The organism is Streptomyces xanthochromogenes (assembly GCF_014650455.1).
GTDB classification, from domain to species: Bacteria; Actinomycetota; Actinomycetes; order Streptomycetales; family Streptomycetaceae; genus Streptomyces; species Streptomyces xanthochromogenes.
On the sequence record NZ_BMUZ01000001.1, the window covers coordinates 809,228 to 827,960 of the forward strand.

General features: G+C 72.0%; 15 protein-coding genes. 9 read left to right on the forward strand and 6 right to left on the reverse strand.

Annotated features, from left to right (window positions below):
• Window positions 1–48 precede the first annotated feature (48 nt).
• Entirely contained in the window at window positions 49–630 is a 582-nt protein-coding gene (locus IE267_RS03715) for a hypothetical protein (RefSeq protein ID WP_189762110.1), read from the reverse strand.
• Window positions 631–822: 192 nt separating this feature from the next.
• Here IE267_RS03715 and IE267_RS03720 point away from each other — a divergent pair, with 192 nt between their 5' ends.
• On the forward strand, window positions 823–1,158 hold the full coding sequence (locus IE267_RS03720) for a YnfA family protein (protein ID WP_167157824.1): 336 nt from the start codon (window positions 823–825) through the stop codon (window positions 1,156–1,158).
• A 106-nt stretch (window positions 1,159–1,264) separates the two neighbouring features.
• Window positions 1,265–2,029 carry an SDR family NAD(P)-dependent oxidoreductase gene (locus tag IE267_RS03725; protein ID WP_161255189.1) on the forward strand — a complete coding sequence of 255 codons (765 nt, stop codon included), beginning with the start codon at window positions 1,265–1,267 and terminating at the stop codon, window positions 2,027–2,029.
• Between the two features lie 155 nt (window positions 2,030–2,184).
• Here IE267_RS03725 and IE267_RS03730 read toward each other — a convergent pair whose 3' ends face one another.
• Entirely contained in the window at window positions 2,185–3,012 is an 828-nt protein-coding gene (locus IE267_RS03730; protein WP_161255186.1) for an MmyB family transcriptional regulator, read from the reverse strand.
• A 595-nt stretch (window positions 3,013–3,607) separates the two neighbouring features.
• On the opposite strand from IE267_RS03730, the gene IE267_RS03735 reads away from it, so the two are divergent.
• Entirely contained in the window at window positions 3,608–4,870 is a 1,263-nt protein-coding gene (locus tag IE267_RS03735) for a phospholipase D-like domain-containing protein (RefSeq protein ID WP_189762111.1), read from the forward strand.
• A gap of 539 nt (window positions 4,871–5,409) precedes the next feature.
• Here IE267_RS03735 and IE267_RS03740 read toward each other — a convergent pair.
• Window positions 5,410–6,603, reverse strand: a complete 1,194-nt coding sequence (locus IE267_RS03740) for an RtcB family protein (protein ID WP_189762112.1) — start codon at window positions 6,601–6,603, stop codon at window positions 5,410–5,412.
• Window positions 6,604–6,803: 200 nt separating this feature from the next.
• Here IE267_RS03740 and IE267_RS03745 point away from each other — a divergent pair, with 200 nt between their 5' ends.
• The 3 genes from IE267_RS03745 to IE267_RS03755 all read left to right on the forward strand — a co-directional run bounded on the left by IE267_RS03745 (window position 6,804) and on the right by IE267_RS03755 (window position 9,956).
• Window positions 6,804–7,673, forward strand: a complete 870-nt coding sequence (locus tag IE267_RS03745; RefSeq protein ID WP_189762113.1) for a DUF3558 domain-containing protein — start codon at window positions 6,804–6,806, stop codon at window positions 7,671–7,673.
• Between the two features lie 34 nt (window positions 7,674–7,707).
• Complete coding sequence (locus IE267_RS03750) at window positions 7,708–8,475, forward strand: DUF3558 domain-containing protein (RefSeq protein WP_167157832.1); 768 nt, start codon at window positions 7,708–7,710, stop codon at window positions 8,473–8,475.
• Between the two features lie 104 nt (window positions 8,476–8,579).
• Window positions 8,580–9,956 (forward strand): DUF2637 domain-containing protein, encoded by a 1,377-nt coding sequence (locus IE267_RS03755; protein WP_189762114.1) that lies wholly within the window; start codon window positions 8,580–8,582, stop codon window positions 9,954–9,956.
• 102 nt (window positions 9,957–10,058) lie between these two features.
• Here IE267_RS03755 and lysS read toward each other — a convergent pair whose 3' ends face one another.
• Window positions 10,059–11,810 carry a lysine--tRNA ligase gene (lysS, locus tag IE267_RS03760; RefSeq protein ID WP_189762115.1) on the reverse strand — a complete coding sequence of 584 codons (1,752 nt, stop codon included), beginning with the start codon at window positions 11,808–11,810 and terminating at the stop codon, window positions 10,059–10,061.
• Window positions 11,811–11,978: 168 nt separating this feature from the next.
• On the opposite strand from lysS, the gene argS reads away from it, so the two are divergent.
• The gene (gene argS / locus IE267_RS03765) at window positions 11,979–13,742 is read left to right on the forward strand and encodes an arginine--tRNA ligase (protein ID WP_189762116.1); all 1,764 of its coding nucleotides are present in this window, start codon (window positions 11,979–11,981) and stop codon (window positions 13,740–13,742) included.
• Between the two features lie 87 nt (window positions 13,743–13,829).
• Here argS and IE267_RS03770 read toward each other — a convergent pair whose 3' ends face one another.
• Window positions 13,830–15,275 carry a helix-turn-helix domain-containing protein gene (locus tag IE267_RS03770; RefSeq protein WP_189762117.1) on the reverse strand — a complete coding sequence of 482 codons (1,446 nt, stop codon included), beginning with the start codon at window positions 15,273–15,275 and terminating at the stop codon, window positions 13,830–13,832.
• 383 nt (window positions 15,276–15,658) lie between these two features.
• On the opposite strand from IE267_RS03770, the gene IE267_RS03775 reads away from it, so the two are divergent.
• Window positions 15,659–16,435: a DUF4232 domain-containing protein gene (locus IE267_RS03775; protein ID WP_189762118.1), complete on the forward strand. Its 777-nt coding sequence runs from the start codon at window positions 15,659–15,661 to the stop codon at window positions 16,433–16,435.
• Window positions 16,436–16,457: 22 nt separating this feature from the next.
• Here the strand turns inward: IE267_RS03775 and IE267_RS03780 are convergent, their stop codons facing one another.
• Window positions 16,458–17,945 carry an MFS transporter gene (locus tag IE267_RS03780; protein WP_189762119.1) on the reverse strand — a complete coding sequence of 496 codons (1,488 nt, stop codon included), beginning with the start codon at window positions 17,943–17,945 and terminating at the stop codon, window positions 16,458–16,460.
• Window positions 17,946–18,149: 204 nt separating this feature from the next.
• Between IE267_RS03780 and IE267_RS03785 the strand changes: the two genes are divergently transcribed.
• A complete protein-coding gene (locus tag IE267_RS03785) occupies window positions 18,150–18,710 on the forward strand; it encodes a helix-turn-helix domain-containing protein (RefSeq protein WP_229860614.1) in 561 nt (186 codons plus the stop codon).
• The last annotated feature ends 23 nt before the right edge of the window (window positions 18,711–18,733 follow it).

Below are 18,733 nucleotides of genomic sequence, written 5' to 3' on the forward strand. Positions count from 1 at the left end.
AGGGCTCCGGGGCTCCTTCGCTCCAACTACCCGTCTTGGTGCGGCAGTTCAGAAGCTGTACGGGTCGCCCGTAGCCGGGGCGAGGACCCGGTGGGTGTTGTTCGCCGGGTTGCGGTCGTACGTGCCGCCGCTCCAGGCGGTGTCGATGTCGACGCCCACCTCCGCCGGCTCGCCGACGACCGCCACGTCCAGGGCGACCCGTACGCCGCTGCCCGCAGCCCGCATCGTGCCTGTGCCGCACTGCACGGTGGCCGGGCCGGTGCGCAGACAACCGGGCGGCAGGGTCGCTCCGGGGTCCAGGGGCACCGAGAAGCGCAGCCGCACCGTGACCCCCGAGACCGGCGCCGGGCCGTGGTTCTCGGTGGTGAGCCAGACGCCGACCCGGCCGCCCCACAGGGAGACGTGCCCGTGGTACGCCACATCCGCCTCGACCCCGGCCCCGACGCCGGCACCGGCGCCGGCGCCGCTGCCCCTGCCCGTTCCCGGAACGAGGGCCGGGGCGGGAGCGGAGGCCGGAGCGGGGGCGGAAGCGGGACGGGAAGCCGCCGGGCGCGGGGCCTCGCCGCCGAGCCCGCTCGCCCCGCTCGGCGTACCCGTGGCGATCAGCGTCACCGCGGCCAGCACCGCCACAGCGACGCTCGCCAGAATCCCGCCACCACGCCTGCCCGCGCCGCCCGGTCTGCCAGACCCGTTCGGCCTGCCTGATCTGTTCATCACACGAACCAACATGAGCGAAAGGTACCTTTCACCCCTTATTTACCCAGCGCGCCACCCCGAGCGTCCGTCTCGAACCCGGCATCCGCCCCGTGCCACCCTGACCTCATGCTCGTCGCACGCTCCGTACTCCTCTTCGTCCTGGCCGCCCTCTTCGAGATCGGCGGGGCCTGGCTCGTCTGGCAGGGCGTCAGGGAGCATCGGGGCTGGGTGTGGATCGGCGCCGGAGTGCTGGCGCTCGGCATCTACGGGTTCGTGGCGACGCTCCAGCCCGACGGCGAGTTCGGCCGCATCCTCGCCGCATACGGCGGGGTCTTCGTCGCGGGCTCGATCGCCTGGGGCATGGTCGCGGACGGCTACCGCCCGGACCGCTGGGACGTCACCGGCGCGCTGATCTGCCTGGCCGGCATGGCCGTGATCATGTACGCCCCGCGCGGCCGCTGAGGGCGTCCGCCCCGCCCGGACCCGGGCCACCGAGCCCGCCCCGGCCGGACGCTTCCGGGCCCGCCTATCCTGGCCGCGTACTCACCACACGCGCGAGGAGCACGACATGACTGCCGCCGGGACCCCGATCGCCGTCGTCACCGGAGCGAGCAGCGGGATCGGTGCCGCCACCGCCCGCGGGCTCGCCGCCGCCGGCTACCGCGTGGTGCTGACCGCCCGCCGCAAGGACCGCATCGAGGCGCTGGCCGCCGAGATCAACGAGGCGGGCCACCAGGCGACGGCGTACCCGCTGGACGTGACCGACCGGGCAGCCGTCGACGAGTTCGCCACCGCCTTCCGCACCATCGGGGTGCTGGTGAACAACGCGGGCGGCGCGCTCGGCGCCGACCCCGTCGCGACCGGCGACCCGGACGACTGGCGGCAGATGTACGAGACGAACGTGATCGGCACGCTCAACGTCACTCAGGCCCTGCTGCCCGCGCTTGAGGCGTCGGGCGACGGCACCGTCGTGATCCTCTCCTCCACGGCGGGCCATGCCACGTACGAGGGCGGCGGCGGCTATGTCGCCGCGAAGAACGGCGCGCGGGTGCTCGCCGAGACGCTCCGCCTGGAGATCGTGGGGCGTCCGGTCCGGGTCGTCGAGATCGCGCCCGGCATGGTCAAGACGGACGAGTTCGCCACGACCCGGTTCCGCGGCGACACGGAGAAGGCCGCCAAGGTGTACGCCGGTGTGGCCGAGCCGCTCACCGCCGACGACGTGGCCGACACCATCACCTGGGCGGTGACCCGGCCCAGCCACGTCAACATCGACCTGCTCGTGGTCCGGCCCCGCGCCCAGGCGTCCAACACCAAGGTCCACCGGGAGTCCTGACCCGACCCGGGCGGGCGCGGACCCGACGGGCGCGGCCCTCGCCCTACGCACCCGGTGCGCCCGCCGCGCCCGACGTCCCCACTCCGCCGTCTACGCGCTCTACGCCCTCGACGCGCTCTAAGGGCTGGCTCTACGGGCTCTCAGGGCTCGACGCGCTACTGCACCTTCGCCCGCAGCATCGGCGCCCGCGTGTGGCGGCGCTTCTCGCCCGCGTGGAACACCAGGATGATCAGCCGGGCGCCCGGCGCGGCCACCGGCTGGGCGGCGCACATCGTCACCCAGCCGGGCCCGAGGGACGCGTGGTTGAGCGGACGTTCGTCGCCGTCGAGGTGGAAGTAGGCGCTGGACCGGTTGTAGATCCCGGCGGCGAGCGGGTCCGCCAGGACCTCCTTCTCGATCTGCGCCAGCGTCTGGTCGGTGGGGTCGGCGGCCAGGGCCGCCCGCAGCTGGGGCAACACCAACGGCGCCCACGCGTGCTCCCAGTCGGTCAGGGTCTCGCGGGCGGCGGGGTCGAGCGTCATCCACCGCATGGTGTTCTGCGGCACCCGGCCGCCGGGGAACATCGTGGTCCAGGGCTGGTTGTGGGCCAGCAGGTTCCAGGAGCGGTCGGTGGCGTACGCCATGTGCGCGATGCCGTCGACGGCCTCCTGCCACACTCCGGGGATCTCCTCGCCGGACTGCGAGTGCAGCGGGAACGGCGGGTCCTGGCCCAGGCAGTAGCGCCACAGCGCCACCCACTCCTGCTCGTTCATGCCGAGCAGCCTGGCCACGTCCTGGAGCAGGTCGGCGGGCGGGTTGGGGTAACGGCCGGACTCCAGGCGCCCGTAGGTGTCCGGGGCGCGGTGCAGGATCTGGTCGATCTGGGCCTGCGAGAGGCCGGGCGCCCGCCGCCCCTGCCGGGTCGGTCGGCTCAGCCCGTGGCTCTCGGGCTTGATCAGCGCGCGGCGCTCGCGCAGCAGGGAGCGCAGAGCGGGCTTGTCCATCTGTGGTTCTCCCCCGGTTACGGGCGGTCGGCGGCTGATGCCGTCGGCCGCGCGGTTGGAACAGCCGCTCCCGGCTCTCGGATCCGACTCTGCGATCGACTCCGTGCCGGGTGCTCGGCGTGCACCGGGTGACCGGTGCGCATCCCATGGTCGGCGTACGTTCCATTGTGGGCGCACGTGCCCTGGTCGGGGCCGACGGAATCCTCGCTCCCCCTCAAGGCCACCGGGCGACCGCCGGGTGCGGATCGGCCTGCGGGCCAGTGGGGACACGGCCGCCACCGGTACCGCGGCCCCCGGCACGGGCGTCGGGGCCTGAGACAACAGTCACTGCGGGCGGAGGCGGAAAGGCACCGCCCCTCACGGCCGGAGGGCGGGCCGGAGCTGATTGGCGAGGTGTGCCCTTTCGTGGCCGGTTCGGGTACGGTCGGCCCCCTCGCGGGCACAGCTGTGGCGGCCACCCCCAGGGCCGGCCGCCGAGGCACCCGCCAGGAGAGACCCCACCGATACGGTGACCGATGGGGTATGCACGGATCAAGCGGTAGTGGGTGCGCACGTACGCAGGGCGCATACACGCAACGGCACAACGGGGGCAGACATGGGCGAACCGGGCGACCGGCCGACCGACGCCGCGAACGCCTTCGAGACCCTGTCCGAGACCGGGACGGAGACCGCACCCGAGAATCGGACCGCGGACGCCTACGAGCACCCGTCCGGGACCGAGACCACCGAGACCGCAGGCGCCTTGGAGCACGCGCCCGCGTCCGGGACCGCGTCCGGGACCGAGACCGAGACCGCAGGCGCCTTCGAGCACGCGTCCGGGACCGCGGACGCCTTCGATGCCGAGAGCGCCAAGGAGTTGTCGCCCGAGGCCGTCGACGTCTACGGCCGGGTCACCCGCCACGAGCCCATCGACCCCGGGCGCGACGCCCGCGCGCTCGGCGAGCTGCGCCGCTGGGGCCTGGTCATCACCGACCCGCACCTGCCGCACCTGCCCATCGCGCTCGACCCCCAGGAGGCCGGCCGGCGCCGCCTGGACGAGGAGCTGCGACGGATGGCGGCCAGGGCCGCGCTCGCGGCCCGCATCCCCCAGCTCACCGACGAGCTTGGCCTGCACTTCGAGCGGGCCAAGTGGCGCTCGGGCCGCGGCTCGGAGTTCCTCGGCGAGGCCGAACTCGTCAACGCCCGTATCGAGCAGGCCGTCGGCCGGGCCCGCGCGGAACTGCTCACCGCACAGCCCGGCGGTCCGCGCACCGGGGCGCAGCGGGCGGCCGCCGAGGAGCGGGACGGCGCGGCGCTCGCCCGCGGGGTCCACGTCCGCAGCCTGTACCTCGACACCGGCCGCGACGACGCGACGACCCGCGCCTTCGTGCGCGCGATGACGGGCCGGGGCGCCCAGTTCCGTACCCAGGTCACCCAGTTCCAGCGCTGTGTGGTCATCGACCGGCGTCAGGCCTTCATCTCCGACCACGTCGTGAACTCCGCGCCGGGCCACGCCTCCTGGCACGTACGGGACCGGGCCGTGGTGGCCTTCATCGCCGAGGTCTTCGAGGAGTGCTGGCGCCGCGCCGACCCGTGGCACGGCGACCCGCACAGTGAGTCGCCCCGCTCGGCCGGGCCCGACGGCACCCGCACCACCCTGCTCCAGCGCGAGATCCTGCGGGACATGGCGCGCGGCATCGAGCAGCGGCTCACCGCGCAGCGCCTGGGCATAGGGCTGCGCAGCCTGTCCAAGGAGGTGCGCGCCCTGCGGCAGCTGTTCGGTGCGTCCACGCTCCAGGAACTCACCTATCAGTGGGCCCTGTCGGACGAGCGCCTCATTGACGACCGCCCGCCGCACCCCGGCCGGGCCAGCGCCTGACGCCCCGCCGACGACCTCTTCCCCAGGGGCCCATCCGGCCACCTGACCTCGTCTTTACCATCCAGTGGGCCGGATCTTTTCCCATCCCGCTTTTCGGCGGATAAATCTTCAGCGGAAAACTACCGGCGTTTGTTGCATGCTGAATGAGGACGATCAACTGCCCTGTGAAGGGCGGAAGCTGATCGCCTGACGTCCGCTGTCACGAGGACGTTGTCCGCGTACGCCAGAACCGGCAGTGCAGGGCATGGGCAGACGATGCCCTGCCGGGCGTCCCGCGGACACCGGGCGGCTTCTGCCACTGCCGCCCGGACAAAGCCGGACCCCTCCCCGGTACGTCCTCGTGGTGCGGGCGCAGTGTCCGGCAGCCCTCGGCTCGCCGAAGGCACAGCCGCGCGCCCCTTCCGGCGCTTTCCCGGCATGCGGGCCGGGAAGAGGCGGCGGCCGGGGGCTCACGCCCCCGGCCCGGCCGCGCTCCCCCAGGACCACCTCGAAGCGCGGGTCCGACCCACCCCTCGGCCCCCGCCCCGCGCCCACCGGGCTCAGCCCTTGACGCACACCACCTGCTTCAGCTTCGCCACGACCTCCACCAGGTCGCGCTGCTGATCCATGACCTTCTCGATCGGCTTGTAGGCGCCCGGGATCTCGTCCACGACCCCCGAGTCCTTGCGGCACTCCACACCCCGCGTCTGCTCGACGAGGTCCCGCGTCGAGAAGGCCCGCTTCGCCGCGCTGCGGCTCATCCTGCGACCGGCGCCGTGCGAGGCCGAGTTGAACGACGCCGCGTTGCCGAGCCCCTTCACGATGTACGAGCCCGTGCCCATCGAGCCGGGGATGATCCCGAACTCCCCCGACCCCGCCCGGATCGCCCCCTTGCGGGTGACGAGCAGGTCCATCCCCTCGTACCGCTCCTCCGCCACGTAGTTGTGGTGGCAGGAGATGACCGGCTCGAACGTGACCCTGGCCTTCTTGAACTCCTTGCGGACCACGTCCTGGAAGAGCGCCATCATGATCGCGCGGTTGTACTTGGCGTACTCCTGCGCCCAGAACAGGTCGTTGCGGTACGCCGCCATCTGCGGGGTGTCCGCGACGAAGACGGCGAGGTCGCGGTCGACCAGGCCCTGGTTGTGCGGCAGCTTCTGCGCCTGCCCGATGTGGAAGTCCGCCAGCTCCTTGCCGATGTTGCGCGAACCGGAGTGCAGCATCAGCCACACCGAGCCCGACTCGTCCAGGCAGAACTCCACGAAGTGGTTGCCGCTGCCCAGCGTCCCCATCTGCTTGGCGGCCCGCTCCTCACGGAAGCGCACCGACTCCGCGATGCCCCCGAACCGCTCCCAGAACCCCGCCCACCCCGAGGTGGGGAAGCCGTGCAGCCCGGACGGGTCCACCGGGTCGCGGTGCATGCCGCGGCCCACCGGAATGGCCTGCTCGATCTTCGAGCGGAGGCGGGAGAGATCGCCCGGCAGGTCGTTGGCGGTCAGTGAGGTCTTCACCGCGGACATGCCGCAGCCGATGTCGACGCCCACCGCGGCCGGGCACACCGCGCCGTGCATGGCGATGACGGAGCCGACCGTGGCGCCCTTGCCGTAGTGCACGTCCGGCATCACGGCGAGGCCCTTGATCCACGGCAGCGTGGCGACGTTGCGCAGCTGCTGCATCGCGCCGTCGTCCACCGACCCCGGGTCGGTCCACATCCTGATGGGCACCCGCGCCCCGGGCAGCTCCGTGTACGACATGATTCCTCGATCCCCCGAAAGCAGAAAACGGCACGTAAGCCAGAAAGCGCACGTATGGCAAAAACAGCAGCCAAAACCCACAACCAGGACAGTGGACCGGCGTTCACAGGTGCACGTGCGATACACATTGTGTCCGGCCACCGCCCTCGGGCGGCAACTACTTTTTCCTCAGTCGTCCCGCTGAAAGGAGCCCGGAAACCGTGCAGCGAAAGGCGTACGTGCCTGGTCTCGCGCTCCTGGTGGTGCTCGCCTCCGGCTGCTCCGCGGCCTCCGGGGGCGACGGCGCGACCACCGATTCCAAGGCGGGCGAAACCAAGACGGCCGCCGCGCCCCCCGGCAAGTACCGCACCCTCCCCGAGCCCTGCCGGGCCGTGAGCAAGAGCGCGCTCAAGGACATGCTGCCGGGCGCGGCCTCCCTCCCCGAGGCGGACGCCACCAAGGAGTACGCGGGCAGCGCCGACCTCACCTACGACACCGACCGCAGGGTCGGCTGCCGCTGGAAGGACGAGACGCCCGACGGTGTGCGCAGGCTCACGGTCGACTTCGAGCGGGTCGTCTCCTACGACCCCGCGATCAGCGACGACGACCAGACCAAGCAGCTCTACGCCAAGAAGGAGACGGCGGCGAACCTGCCCGCCCCGCGGAGCTCCTCGCCCACGCCCTCCGCCTCCAACTCCCCGAGCCCCAGCGGCTCCACGTCCTCCGGAGCCCCCTCCACGATGGCGGGCCCGCCCACCGGCGCCGCCGCATCGGCGGGCACGGCAAGCGGCACCGCCACCGCCTCGCCGAGCCCCTCGGGCGGCACCGACAAGGACGGCCTCCAGCCGCGCAGGCTCAGCGGCCTCGGCGACGCCGCGTTCCTGAACGACGTATCGTCCCCGTCCGGCACCGGCGGCGCTTCGGCGGCCGGACAACGTACCGTCACTGTGGTGTTCCGTACGTCCAACGTCATCGTGACCATCGATTACACCGACCAGGCCACGGCGTCCGCCGCGGCCCCCGACAGCAAGGAGCTGCAGGAGCAGGCCCAGGCCCTGGCCGGCAAGCTCGTCGAGCAGTTCAGCGAATAGCGCGCCAGCGCGAGAGACGAAGAGCGAAGGAATCATGCACCGATCAGCCCCGGCCACCCCCGAACAGGCGCACGCCCCGGCCCCGCGCATCCGGCTCGCCCGTGTCCTCGCCTGTGCCGCCGTTCCTGTGATGCTCGTCGCAGTGGGCTGCTCCTCCGACTCGGGCGGCGACAAGAAGACGGACTCGCCCTCCTCGGCGTCCTCCTCCAGCGGTGGCAAGCAGGCCTCCTCCTCGCCCTCGCTCGCCCCGGCGAAGTTCAAGAAGCTTCCCGAGGCGTGCCAGTCGATCAGCGAGAAGTCGATCGACAAGTACGTGCCCAAGGCGAAGACGAAGGCGGGCGAGGTCGGCAAGACCTCGGACCCGCAGTCCCAGGCGAGCTGCACCTGGAACGGCCTGGAGGACAAGGGCGTCGACGGCTCGAACTACCGCTGGCTCGACGTCGACTTCAAGCGCTACGACTCCACGCAGGGCCTCGGCAGCGGTGACTCGCTGGCGCAGAAGCAGTTCGACCGGGCGGTCTCGGCGGCCAAGTCGACGGGCGACGCGAAGAACGTGAAGACCTCCCCGGTCTCCGGCCTCGGCGACCAGGCGACCGCCGTCACCTTCGACCTGAAGAAGTCCGACGCGAACTTCCGCTACGGCGTCGTCGTGGTGCGCACCGCCAACGCCGTGGTCGCCGTCGACTACAACGGCACCGGCTACGAGGGTGCCGACGCCCCGGCGGCGGGCGACGTCCAGGACGGTGCGACCGCCACCGCCAAGGAGGCCGTCGCGGCCGTGACCACCGCGAACAACAAGTAACCCCCGCGCGACCCTACGGAGTCCGGACCTCCCCTGTGGGCCGGACTCCGTACGCATGTGCCAGGCTGTGCCCGCCAGTTGCTTGACAAGGGGAGGGGACGCGGGTGGCCGCGACTCAGCTGACACGGACGCACCGCATTCTGATCGGGGTGGTGGTCGCCGGTGCCGTGGTGATCGCCGGGATCGGTTTCGCGGGTTCGTACGCCGCGGTCCGCGAGCTCGCGCTGCAGAAGGGCTTCGGGAACTTCTCCTACGTCTTCCCGATCGGCGTCGACGCGGGCATCTGTGTGCTGCTCGCCCTCGACCTGCTGCTGACCTGGATGCGCATCCCGTTCCCGCTGCTCCGCCAGACGGCCTGGCTGCTCACGGCCGCGACGATCGCCTTCAACGGCGCCGCCGCCTGGCCGGACCCGCTGGGCGTGGGCATGCACGCGGTGATCCCGGTCCTGTTCGTCGTCTCCGTCGAGGCGGCCCGGCACGCGGTCGGGCGGATCGCGGACATCACCGCGGACAAGCACATGGAGGGCGTCCGCCTCACCCGCTGGCTGCTCTCCCCGATCCCCACCTTCCGGCTGTGGCGCCGCATGAAGCTGTGGGAGCTGCGCAGCTACGAGCAGGTCATCAAGCTCGAACAGGACCGCCTCGTCTACCGCGCCCGCCTCCAGGCCGTCTACGGCCGCGCCTGGCGCCGCAAGGCCCCCATCGAGTCGCTGATGCCGCTGCGCCTGGCCAAGTTCGGCGTCCCGCTCGCCGAGACCGCACCCGCGGGTCTGGCCGCCGCCGGCATGGAACCGGTACTGCTGCCGCCCGCGCCGCCGGCCCCCCGCTCCGAGCCGCAGCCGGAACTCCCGCCCGCGCACGCGCACACCCCGCCCGAGGAGCCCCCGCTCCAGGCGCAGGTCCCGGCGCAGGCCCAACCGCCGTCGCAGGCCCAGGGCCAGTCCCCGTCCACGGACCAGGCAGCCCAGCAGGAGCAGCCGTACGCCGGACCGGAGCAGCCGACCACGCACGAGAGCCCGTGGTTCGCCGCCCAGCACCTCTCGCCCGAGGAGTACGCGGGCACGTACGACCCGGCCTTCGCCGAGGCCGGGCCCCAGGAGCCCCAGCCGCCGCAGCCGCAGCCGCAGCCGGACCACGCTCTGGAGCACGAGCCGGTGATGGTCCCGTCCGGCCCCGGCCGCGAACGGCCCCTCGGCGTGCCCGGCCCCCGCGCTGCCGAGCAGGAGCCCGTCGCCGAACCGGCGCCGACCCAGGACGAGTTCGACCGGTTCGCGGAGCTCGCCTACGAGGTCTTCCGCCAGCACGAGCGCAGCGAGGGCGACTACCCCACGGTCGAGACGCTCGACATAAAGCTCACGGACGAGCACGGCGTGCGCTACCCCGACAGCACCGCGGTGCTGCGCACGCTGCACCCGCAGTTCAAGAAGCACTTCGAGGCCCAGGCCGTCCAGGCCCGGGCCGCCGAGGACCACATTGCCTGACGGTACGTCAGAGTCCTTACCGAACGACCCACTTGAGCCAAAGCCGAAGGGCCGTCACCCGCAGCGGGTGACGGCCCTCGGCGCTGTACGGACCGGACGGGATCAGGCGGCGAGCAGCTTGCGCACCCGGTCCGCGCCCACGGCGAGCAGCAGCGTGGGCAGGCGCGGGCCCGTCTCGCGGCTCACCAGGAGCTTGTAGAGCAGCGCGAAGAACGAGCGCTGGGCCACCTTGAGCTCGGGCGTCGGCTTGGCGTCCGGCTCCAGGCCCGCCATCACCTTCGGCACGCCGTAGACCAGCGTGGTCAGACCGTCGAGCGACCAGTGCGAGTCCAGGCCCTCGACGAGCAGCCGCAGCGACTCCCGGCCGTCGGCGTCGAGCGAGCCGAGCAGCTCGGTGTCCGGGTCCTCGCGGACCAGGGTGCGCTGGTCGGCCGGGACCTGGGTGGTGATCCAGTTCTCGGCACGGTCCAGGCGCGGGCGCACCTGGTCGAGCGACGTGACCGGGTTCGCCGGGTCCAGCTCGGTCAGGATGCGCAGGGTCTGGTCCTCGTGGCCCGCGGTGACGTCCACCACCGAGGCCAGCGTGCGGTAGGGCAGCGGGCGCGGGGTGCGCGGCAACTCACCGGCCGCGGTGCGGGCGGCCCTGCTGTGCGCGGCCGCGTCGGCGGGCAGCACCGAGCCGTCGGCGACCTTGGCCTCCAGCTTGTCCCACTCGTCGTAGAGCCGCTGGATCTCCTGGTCGAAGGCGATCTTGAAGGACTGGTTGGGCTTGCGGCGGGCGTACAGCCAGCGCAGCAGCTGGGGCTCCATGATCTGGAGCGCGTCGGCCGGGGTCGGCACGCCGCCCTTGGACGACGACATCTTGGCCATGCCGCTGATGCCGACGAAGGCGTACATCGGGCCGATCGGCTGGACGCCGTCGAAGATCGACACGATCTGGCCGCCGACCTGGAAGGAGGAGCCCGGCGAGGAGTGGTCGACGCCGGACGGCTCGAAGATCACGCCCTCGTAGGCCCAGCGCATCGGCCAGTCGACCTTCCAGACCAGCTTGCCGCGGTTGAACTCGCTGAGCCGGACCGTCTCCGAGAACGCGCACGCGGAGCAGGTGTAGGTCAGCTCCGTGGTGTCGTCGTCGTAGGCGGAGACGACCGTGAGGTCCTTGCCGCAGCCGCCGCAGTACGGCTTGTACGGGAAGTAGCCCGTGGAGCCGGTGCCGTCGTCCTCGGCCGCGGCGCCCGAGCCCTCGGCGGCCTCCAGCTCGGCCTCGTCGACCGGCTTCTGCGACTTCTTGCCCGGGGCCTTCTTGGTCCGGTACTGCTCCAGGATCGCGTCGATGTCGCCGCGGTGCTTCATCGCGTGCAGCACCTGGTCGCGGTAGGCGCCGCTGGTGTACTGCGCGGTCTGGCTGATGCCGTCGTACTCGACGCCCAGCTCGGCCAGCGCCTCGGTCATCGCGGCCTTGAAGTGCTCGGCCCAGTTCGGGTACGCCGAACCCACCGGCGCCGGGACCGAGGTCAGCGGGCGGCCGATGTGCTCGTTCCACGACTCGTCGACGCCGGGCACGCCCGCCGGCACCTTGCGGTACCGGTCGTAGTCGTCCCAGGAGATCAGGTGCCGGACCTCGTAACCGCGGCGGCGGATCTCGTCCGCGACCAGGTGCGGGGTCATGACCTCGCGCAGGTTGCCCAGGTGGATCGGGCCGGAGGGGGAGAGGCCGGACGCGACGACGACCACCGGAGCGGTAGCGAGTGATTTCGCAGTGCCAGGCGCACGTCGCTCCGACTCGGCGATGACATCGTCCGCGAAACGGGAGACCCAGTCGGTCTCGGTGCTGCTCTGAGCCACGGTCGGCACGTCCTTCTTTCTCGTAATGCCCTCGTCTGCCCTGGAGAGGCCGGCACGCCCATTCTCCCAGACGGAAGGAGCTGTTCCGGGGTTGCCCGTATCTCGGGAGAAAGGCAAGGGGGCCGCGTGGGAGAATCGGAGGGCAATCGTCCTCACTCCCGACAGGAACGGCACCTCATGGCCTCGGTCCATTCCCTCGCTTCCACTGTCCAGCAGCGCCTGGCGGACGCCCTCTCGGCTGCCCTGCCGGAGGCCGGCTCCACCGACCCGCTGCTGCGACGAAGCGACCGGGCCGACTTCCAGGCCAACGGCATCCTGGCGCTCGCGAAGAAGCTCAAGGGCAACCCCCGCGAGCTCGCGACCAAGGTCACCGACGCGCTGGACGCGCCGGACCTCCTGAAGGACGTCGAGGTCTCGGGCCCCGGCTTCCTCAACATCACGCTCACCGACAGGGCGATCATCGAGACCCTCGCCGCGCGCGCCGCGGACGACCGGCTCGGCGTCCCCCTGAAGGAGAACCCGGGCGTCACGGTCATCGACTACGCCCAGCCGAACGTGGCGAAGGAGATGCACGTCGGCCACCTGCGCTCGGCGGTCATCGGCGACGCGCTGCGCGGCATGCTCGACTTCACCGGCGAGAAGACCATCGGCCGCCACCACATCGGCGACTGGGGCACCCAGTTCGGCATGCTCATCCAGTACCTGATCGAGAACCCCGGCGAGCTGGCCCCGGCCGACGACGTCGACGGCGAGCAGGCCATGAGCAATCTGAACCGGGTGTACAAGGCCTCGCGCGCGGTCTTCGACTCGGACGAGGAGTTCAAGGAGCGCGCCCGCAAGCGGGTCGTCGCCCTGCAGTCCGGCGACAAGGAGACCCTGGAGCTGTGGCAGCAGTTCGTGGACGAGTCGAAGGTCTACTTCTACTCGGTCTTCGAGAAGCTGGACATGGAGATCCGGGACGACGAGATCGTCGGCGAGTCCGCCTACAACGACCTGATGCCGGAGACGGCCCGCCTCCTTGAGGAGTCCGGCGTCGCCGTGCGCTCCGAGGGCGCGCTCGTGGTCTTCTTCGACGAGATCCGGGGCAAGGACGACCAGCCGGTCCCGCTCATCGTGCAGAAGGCCGACGGCGGCTTCGGCTACGCGGCCTCCGACCTCTCGGCGATCCGCAACCGCGTCACCGACCTGAACGCGACCTCGCTGATCTACGTCGTGGACGTACGCCAGTCGCTGCACTTCAAGATGGTCTTCGAGACGGCCCGCCGAGCGGGCTGGCTCGGCGACGACGTCACCGCGCACAACATGGGCTACGGCACGGTGCTCGGCGCGGACGGCAAGCCGTTCAAGACCCGTGAGGGCGAGACGGTCAAGCTGGAGGACCTCCTGGACGAGGCCGCCGAGCGGGCCACCGCGGTCGTGCGCGAGAAGGCCGAGAAGGCGGGCCTGAGCGAGGAGGAGATCGTCGAGAACGGCCGGTACGTCGGCATCGGCGCCGTGAAGTACGCGGACCTCTCCACCTCGGCGAACCGGGACTACAAGTTCGACCTGGACCAGATGGTGTCCCTGAACGGCGACACCTCGGTCTACGTCCAGTACGCCTACGCCCGGATCAAGTCGATCCTGCGCAAGGCCGAGGGCGTGGCCCCCGCCGCCCACCCGGAGCTCGAACTCGCCCCGGCGGAGCGGGCGTTGGCCCTGCACCTGGACGCGTTCGGGGAGCTGCTCACCGAGGCGACGGCCGAGTACGCCCCGCACAAGCTGGCCGCGTACCTGTACCAGGCGGCTTCGCTCTTCACCACGTTCTACGACCAGTGCCCGGTCATCAAGCCCGAGCCGCCGAAGGACATCGCGGAGAACCGCCTGTTCCTCTGCGACCTGACCGCCCGGACGCTCACCCAGGGCATGGCCCTGCTCGGCATCCGGACGCCCGAGCGCCTCTGACCGCGTCAACTCCCGCGCGGGACCGGCCGGTTCACTACCGGCCGGTCCACCGCGAGGTTCACCGCGCCCGTTTCACCGCTCCCGGGTTCACTCGCCTTGGAGGCTCTTCCACGCGTTGTCGATCGTGTCGTACTCGTACAACGGTCGGCCCTTGACCGCGCTGGTACGGAACGGCTTGCCGCCGTCGTCCACCTTGACCGTGCCGGAGCGTTCGCCGCTGCTCCAGCCGACCTCCAGGTACCAGCTGACGTCGTGCGCCTCGACGTGCACGTCGAGGTCGAAGACCTCCGGGTCGTGCGTGGACACCTTGAACGGGAAGCCCTTGGCCGGCACCACCGAGTCGCCCTGCTTTCCGGCGATCGGCTTGGTGACCGGCTGCGGCGCGTCCAGGTCGACGTCGAAGGTCTGCGGGACGACGCCGCCGCCGCAGCCGCTGCCCATGGAGTACGCCGTCCAGTTCAGCGGCGCCTCGCGCCCCACCACCCGCACGTCGACCCCGGTGATCACCACCGCATCCTCGCTCTTGCCGGTCGTGGTCAGCTCCAGCTTCAGGTTCCCGCCGTCGACCCCACCGAGCGCCCGCGCCCAGGAACGCCGGTCCTGCGCGCTGGGCGGGGGCGGCGGGACGGCGCTGGGCTGCTGGTCGAGCAGGTAGAACTTGCCGCACGGCGTGTCCCAGTCGTACGAGCTGATGCCCGCGCTGATCGGGGTGCCGCTGGCGGCGCCCGGCTTGGCCGACGGCTTCACGTGCGAGGCGGAGGCCGACGGGCTCGCCGAGGCCGATGCCGACGCGCTCGGCGTGGGGCTGGGTGAAGCGCTCGGCGTGGGGCGCCCGGCCGCACTCTTGGTGGCCGCCCGGCTCTCCTTGGCGTCCGCGACCGTACCGCTCGGCTTGTCGTCGGAACCCGACAGCGCGGCGACCGCCACGGCGGGCACCGCGAGCGCCACGACGGCGGCCCCGATGAGCGCGAGCCGCACCCGCCTGTTGCGGAACCGGCCCGACCCGGAGCGCCCAACGGGCCCGTCGGCCGACGCGGAAGCGACGACGTACGGCAACTGCCCGGCCTCGACGGCCGGTACGGAAGCGGAGGCGACCCCGGCGTCGACATCCGCATCGGCATCGGCATCGGCATCGGCAGGCCCGCACTCACCCGCCGGGGCGGGGGCAACGGGGCCGGGCTCGGCGGCCGGGACAGTGGCGGCGGGGCCGGTCCCGGCGACAGCGGGCGGGGAAGCGGCACCAGAAGCAGCGCCCGCCTGCGGCGGGTTCGTCCCGCGTGCGCGGCGCCGCGCCTCGTCCGCCAGAATCCAACGCCGGTGCAGCTCGACGGACTCCTCGGAGCTCGCCCCGCACAGCCGGGCGAGCCGGTCGACGGGCGCGTACTCGTTCGGGACCGCGTCCCCGTTGCAGTACCGGTGGAGCGTGGACGTACTCATGTGGAGCTTGCCCGCGAGTACTCCGTAGCTGCGCCCCGAGCGGTCCTTCAACTCCCGCAGCAGCGCCGCGAACTGCTCGGACTCCGTTGTCGCCATGCCCCGGTTCCCTCCCCATCCGTCCCAGGAACGCATTCCAGGGACAGGTCGTTTCCCCAGGTCAAAGGGTGTTTCAGCGTTCCAGCTTCCCCCATTGTCCCTTGCTCGTTGCCGGGCCGCCGGACCGGCCCGCAAGGTAGGTGCACCAAGCAGCCGAACAGCTCGTTCCGGGAGCACTCCATGCGAATCCGCATCCGGTTCAACCTCGCGGACTCGGTGGCCGTCGTCGTCCTGGCGGCGTCCATCGCCACCCTCATCACTCTTCTCCACCACTACCGCCGCTGACGCGTTCGCGCTGTCGGACGAGCCAACTCACCCCCCGCGAATCACCATTCGCCTCTCGCCATCCACCAGTCATGACTCACACGGGGAGCACCCTTCGCATGCGTACCAACTTCCGCATCGCCGCCGCCGCGACCACCACCCTCGTCGCCGCCCTCGCCCTGACCGCCTGCGGTGGCGGCGACGGTTCCGGCGACACGAAGGCGGGCGACAGGCCGGCCGCCTCCTCGGTCGCCACCCCGGCGGCCGACGACGCCCAGGCCCCGTCGGCGAACGACTCCGCGGGCAGCACGGCCGGGGACAGCAAGGCCTCGGGCTCCGGCACGGGTACGGGTACGGGCACCGGCACAGGTTCGGGGTCGTCCGGTTCGGGCTCCGGCAAGCACGCCGCCGCCCCCGCCAAGACGGACGGCAAGCCCGCGAAGAAGCCCTCGTCCGGGGGCGGGGTCGTCGACACGCCCTGCACCGGCGCCAACGTGAAGCTGACGGCGACCCCGGTGACCCGCCCGATCAACCACATCCTCCTGACGGTCACCAACACCGGCAAGACGCTGTGCAACGCCTACAACGCCCCCTCCATCTCCTTCTCCAAGGACGCGCAGTCCCCGATCCAGATCGACCGGGACACCATCCCGCAGGCCGTCGTCACGCTGTCCCCGGGCGCCTCTGCGTACGCGATGGTCCGCACCCTGGGCGAGGACGACGGGAGCAAGGCGTACGACGCCGACCACGTCACCGTGTACTTCCACGGCCGCTCGGGCAACGAGTCCACGGGCCCGTCCGCCTACGCGGCGCTCTCCAAGCACGTGGCCGTCGTGGACAGCCAGGCCAGGGCGACGTACTGGCAGTCGGACCTGTCGACGATCGACAGCTGGTAGCCGGACCGGGGCCCAGCGGGCCTCAACCCGCCCGCGCCGGGCGCCGGGTGAAAGCGCGGCCCGAGGCCGCGAGGGCGAGCGCGGCGAGCACCAGGACCGCCGCCACGGCGAAGGTCACGCGCATACCGGTGGCCACCGCGCCCGAGCCCGCCGTGGTGACGTCGTCCGTCGACGAGGCGAACGCGAACACCGCGCCCATGACGGAAGTCCCGGTGATGAGGCCGAGGTTGCGCGACAGGTTGAGCATCCCGGAGGTGACGCCTCTCCGGTCCGCCGGGACGTCGGCCATGACGGCGGTGTTGTTGGCCGTCTGGAAAACGGCGTACCCGGCCGTGACGATCACGAGCGGGCCGGCATAGCCCAGCACCCCGAGCGCGGTGGGCGTCACGGCCAGCAGGACGCACCCCGCGGCCGAAGCGCCGAGCCCGGCTACGGTCATGCGGTACGCCCCGAACCGGTCCGCGACCCGTCCGGCCGGCACCCCCGTCAGCGCGGCGACGAGCGGACCGGCGGAAAGGACCAGCCCGACCAGGGCGTCGTCGAGCCGGAGTGCCCGCGAGAGGTAGAAGGGCCCGACCACCAGCGTCGCCATCATCACCGTCGACACCAGGGTGCTCATGGCGAGGCTCGTACTCAGCGCCGGATCACGGAACATGGCGGGCCGGACCAACGGGGAAGCGGCCCGCACCTCGACCCGCACGAACAGGGTGGCGCCCAGCGCGGCGGCCGCGAGCAACACCACGGTGAGGGCGCCGAAGTGGCCGTGGCCCAGTGTCATGGCCAGCGCGTACGCGGCGAGCGTGAGGGCGAGCAGCACCGTGCCGGGGAGGTCGAAGCGGGACCGTGTGGCGCGGGGCGACTGCCGGTCGCCGGGCGGCTGCCGGTCGGCCGGCACGGGACCATCGGCGGGCAGGTGGCGCCGGACCAGGATCAGCGTCACGAGGCCGAGCGGCACGGTGGCGAGGAAGACCGATCGCCAGCCGAACCCCGAGATGAGGACACCGCCGAGCGAGGGGCCGAGCGCGGTACCGATCGCGGACATCGTGCCGAGCAGTCCCATCGCCCGGCCGGTCCCCGCCTTGGGGACCGTCCCGCCGACGAACGCCATGGTGAGCGCCATCATCACGGCCGCCCCGAGTCCTTGCGCCGCACGCGCCGCGATCAGGAGCCAGAGCGTGGGCGCGGCCCCGCACAGGGCCGAGGCCACCGTGAACAGCAGGACGCCGGCGAGCAGCAGCCGTCGGCGCCCGATGAGGTCGCCGAGCCGCCCGACGCCGACGATCAGCGTGGTGACGGCGAGCAGATAGGCGAGGACCACCCACTGGACCTGCTGGAACGAGGCGCCGAAGGCGTGCGCCAGGGCCGGCAGGCCGACGTTGGCGATGCTGGTGCCGAGCGACGAGAGCAGCATCGAGAGCGAGAGCCCCGCCAACACCCATCGCACGGAGACACCCGGCCCCGCTCGCCCCGCGAGCGCCTCGGACGTCTCCGCGTCTGTGGACTTCACCATGAACCCCGCTCTCCGGCCGGAGCCCGCCGAAGGGGCTCATGCCGCAGAAGGTCCTCCGGTACGCCGAGAACGGCAATCCGTGTTGCCAATTCCGGGACGGCCGAGTGGAATGCGGGTATGCCCCGAACAGACAGCGCCCCTCCCCCGGCAGAGCCGCAGCCAGGTCCCGCGCATCCAGGTCCAGCGGTCTCTCCCCACCAGGCGGTGCTGGACGAGGTCGGCCCGCGCCTCAAGCGGCTGCGCGCCCAGCGCGGCCTGACGCTGGCCGCGCTCGCCGAGACGACGGGCATCTCCAAGAGCACCCTGTCCCGGCTGGAATCCGGCCAGCGCCGCCCCAGCCTGGAACTGCTGCTCCCCCTGGCCGGCGCGTATGGCGTGCCCCTGGACGACCTGGTCGGAGCCCCCGAGGTCGGCGACCCCCGGGTCAGGCTGAGCCCGCGCCCCCATGCGAACGGGGGCACGTTCGTCCCGCTGACCCGCTCCCCCGGCCCCCTTCAGGCGTACAAGCTGGTCATCCCGAACCGTGGCACCGAGCCGGACCTCCGCTCGCACGAGGGCTACGAGTGGCTGTACGTCCTGGACGGCCGGCTCCGGCTCGTCCTCGGCGCCCACGACCTGGTGCTCGGCCCCGGCGAGGTGGCCGAGTGGGACACCAAGGTGCCGCACTGGTTCAGCAGCGCGGACCAGCGCCCGGTCGAGGTGCTGAGCCTGTTCGGCAGGCAGGGCGAGCGGATGCACGTGCGGGCGAAGCCCAAGGCGGCTTGAGGACGAGCGCCCTTGAGGCGCGA

Bases quoted from the DNA above. Each gene is read 5' to 3' on its own strand.
- argS (WP_189762116.1), top strand. From the start codon at position 11,979: ATGGCCTCGGTCCATTCCCTCGCTTCCACTGTCCAGCAGCGCCTGGCG.
- IE267_RS03730 (WP_161255186.1), bottom strand. From the start codon at position 3,012: ATGGACAAGCCCGCTCTGCGCTCCCTGCTGCGCGAGCGCCGCGCGCTG.
- IE267_RS03735 (WP_189762111.1), top strand. From the start codon at position 3,608: ATGGGCGAACCGGGCGACCGGCCGACCGACGCCGCGAACGCCTTCGAG.
- IE267_RS03780 (WP_189762119.1), bottom strand. From the start codon at position 17,945: ATGGTGAAGTCCACAGACGCGGAGACGTCCGAGGCGCTCGCGGGGCGA.
- IE267_RS03750 (WP_167157832.1), top strand. From the start codon at position 7,708: ATGCACCGATCAGCCCCGGCCACCCCCGAACAGGCGCACGCCCCGGCC.
- IE267_RS03740 (WP_189762112.1), bottom strand. From the start codon at position 6,603: ATGTCGTACACGGAGCTGCCCGGGGCGCGGGTGCCCATCAGGATGTGG.
- IE267_RS03770 (WP_189762117.1), bottom strand. From the start codon at position 15,275: ATGGCGACAACGGAGTCCGAGCAGTTCGCGGCGCTGCTGCGGGAGTTG.
- IE267_RS03725 (WP_161255189.1), top strand. From the start codon at position 1,265: ATGACTGCCGCCGGGACCCCGATCGCCGTCGTCACCGGAGCGAGCAGC.
- IE267_RS03775 (WP_189762118.1), top strand. From the start codon at position 15,659: ATGCGTACCAACTTCCGCATCGCCGCCGCCGCGACCACCACCCTCGTC.
- IE267_RS03720 (WP_167157824.1), top strand. From the start codon at position 823: ATGCTCGTCGCACGCTCCGTACTCCTCTTCGTCCTGGCCGCCCTCTTC.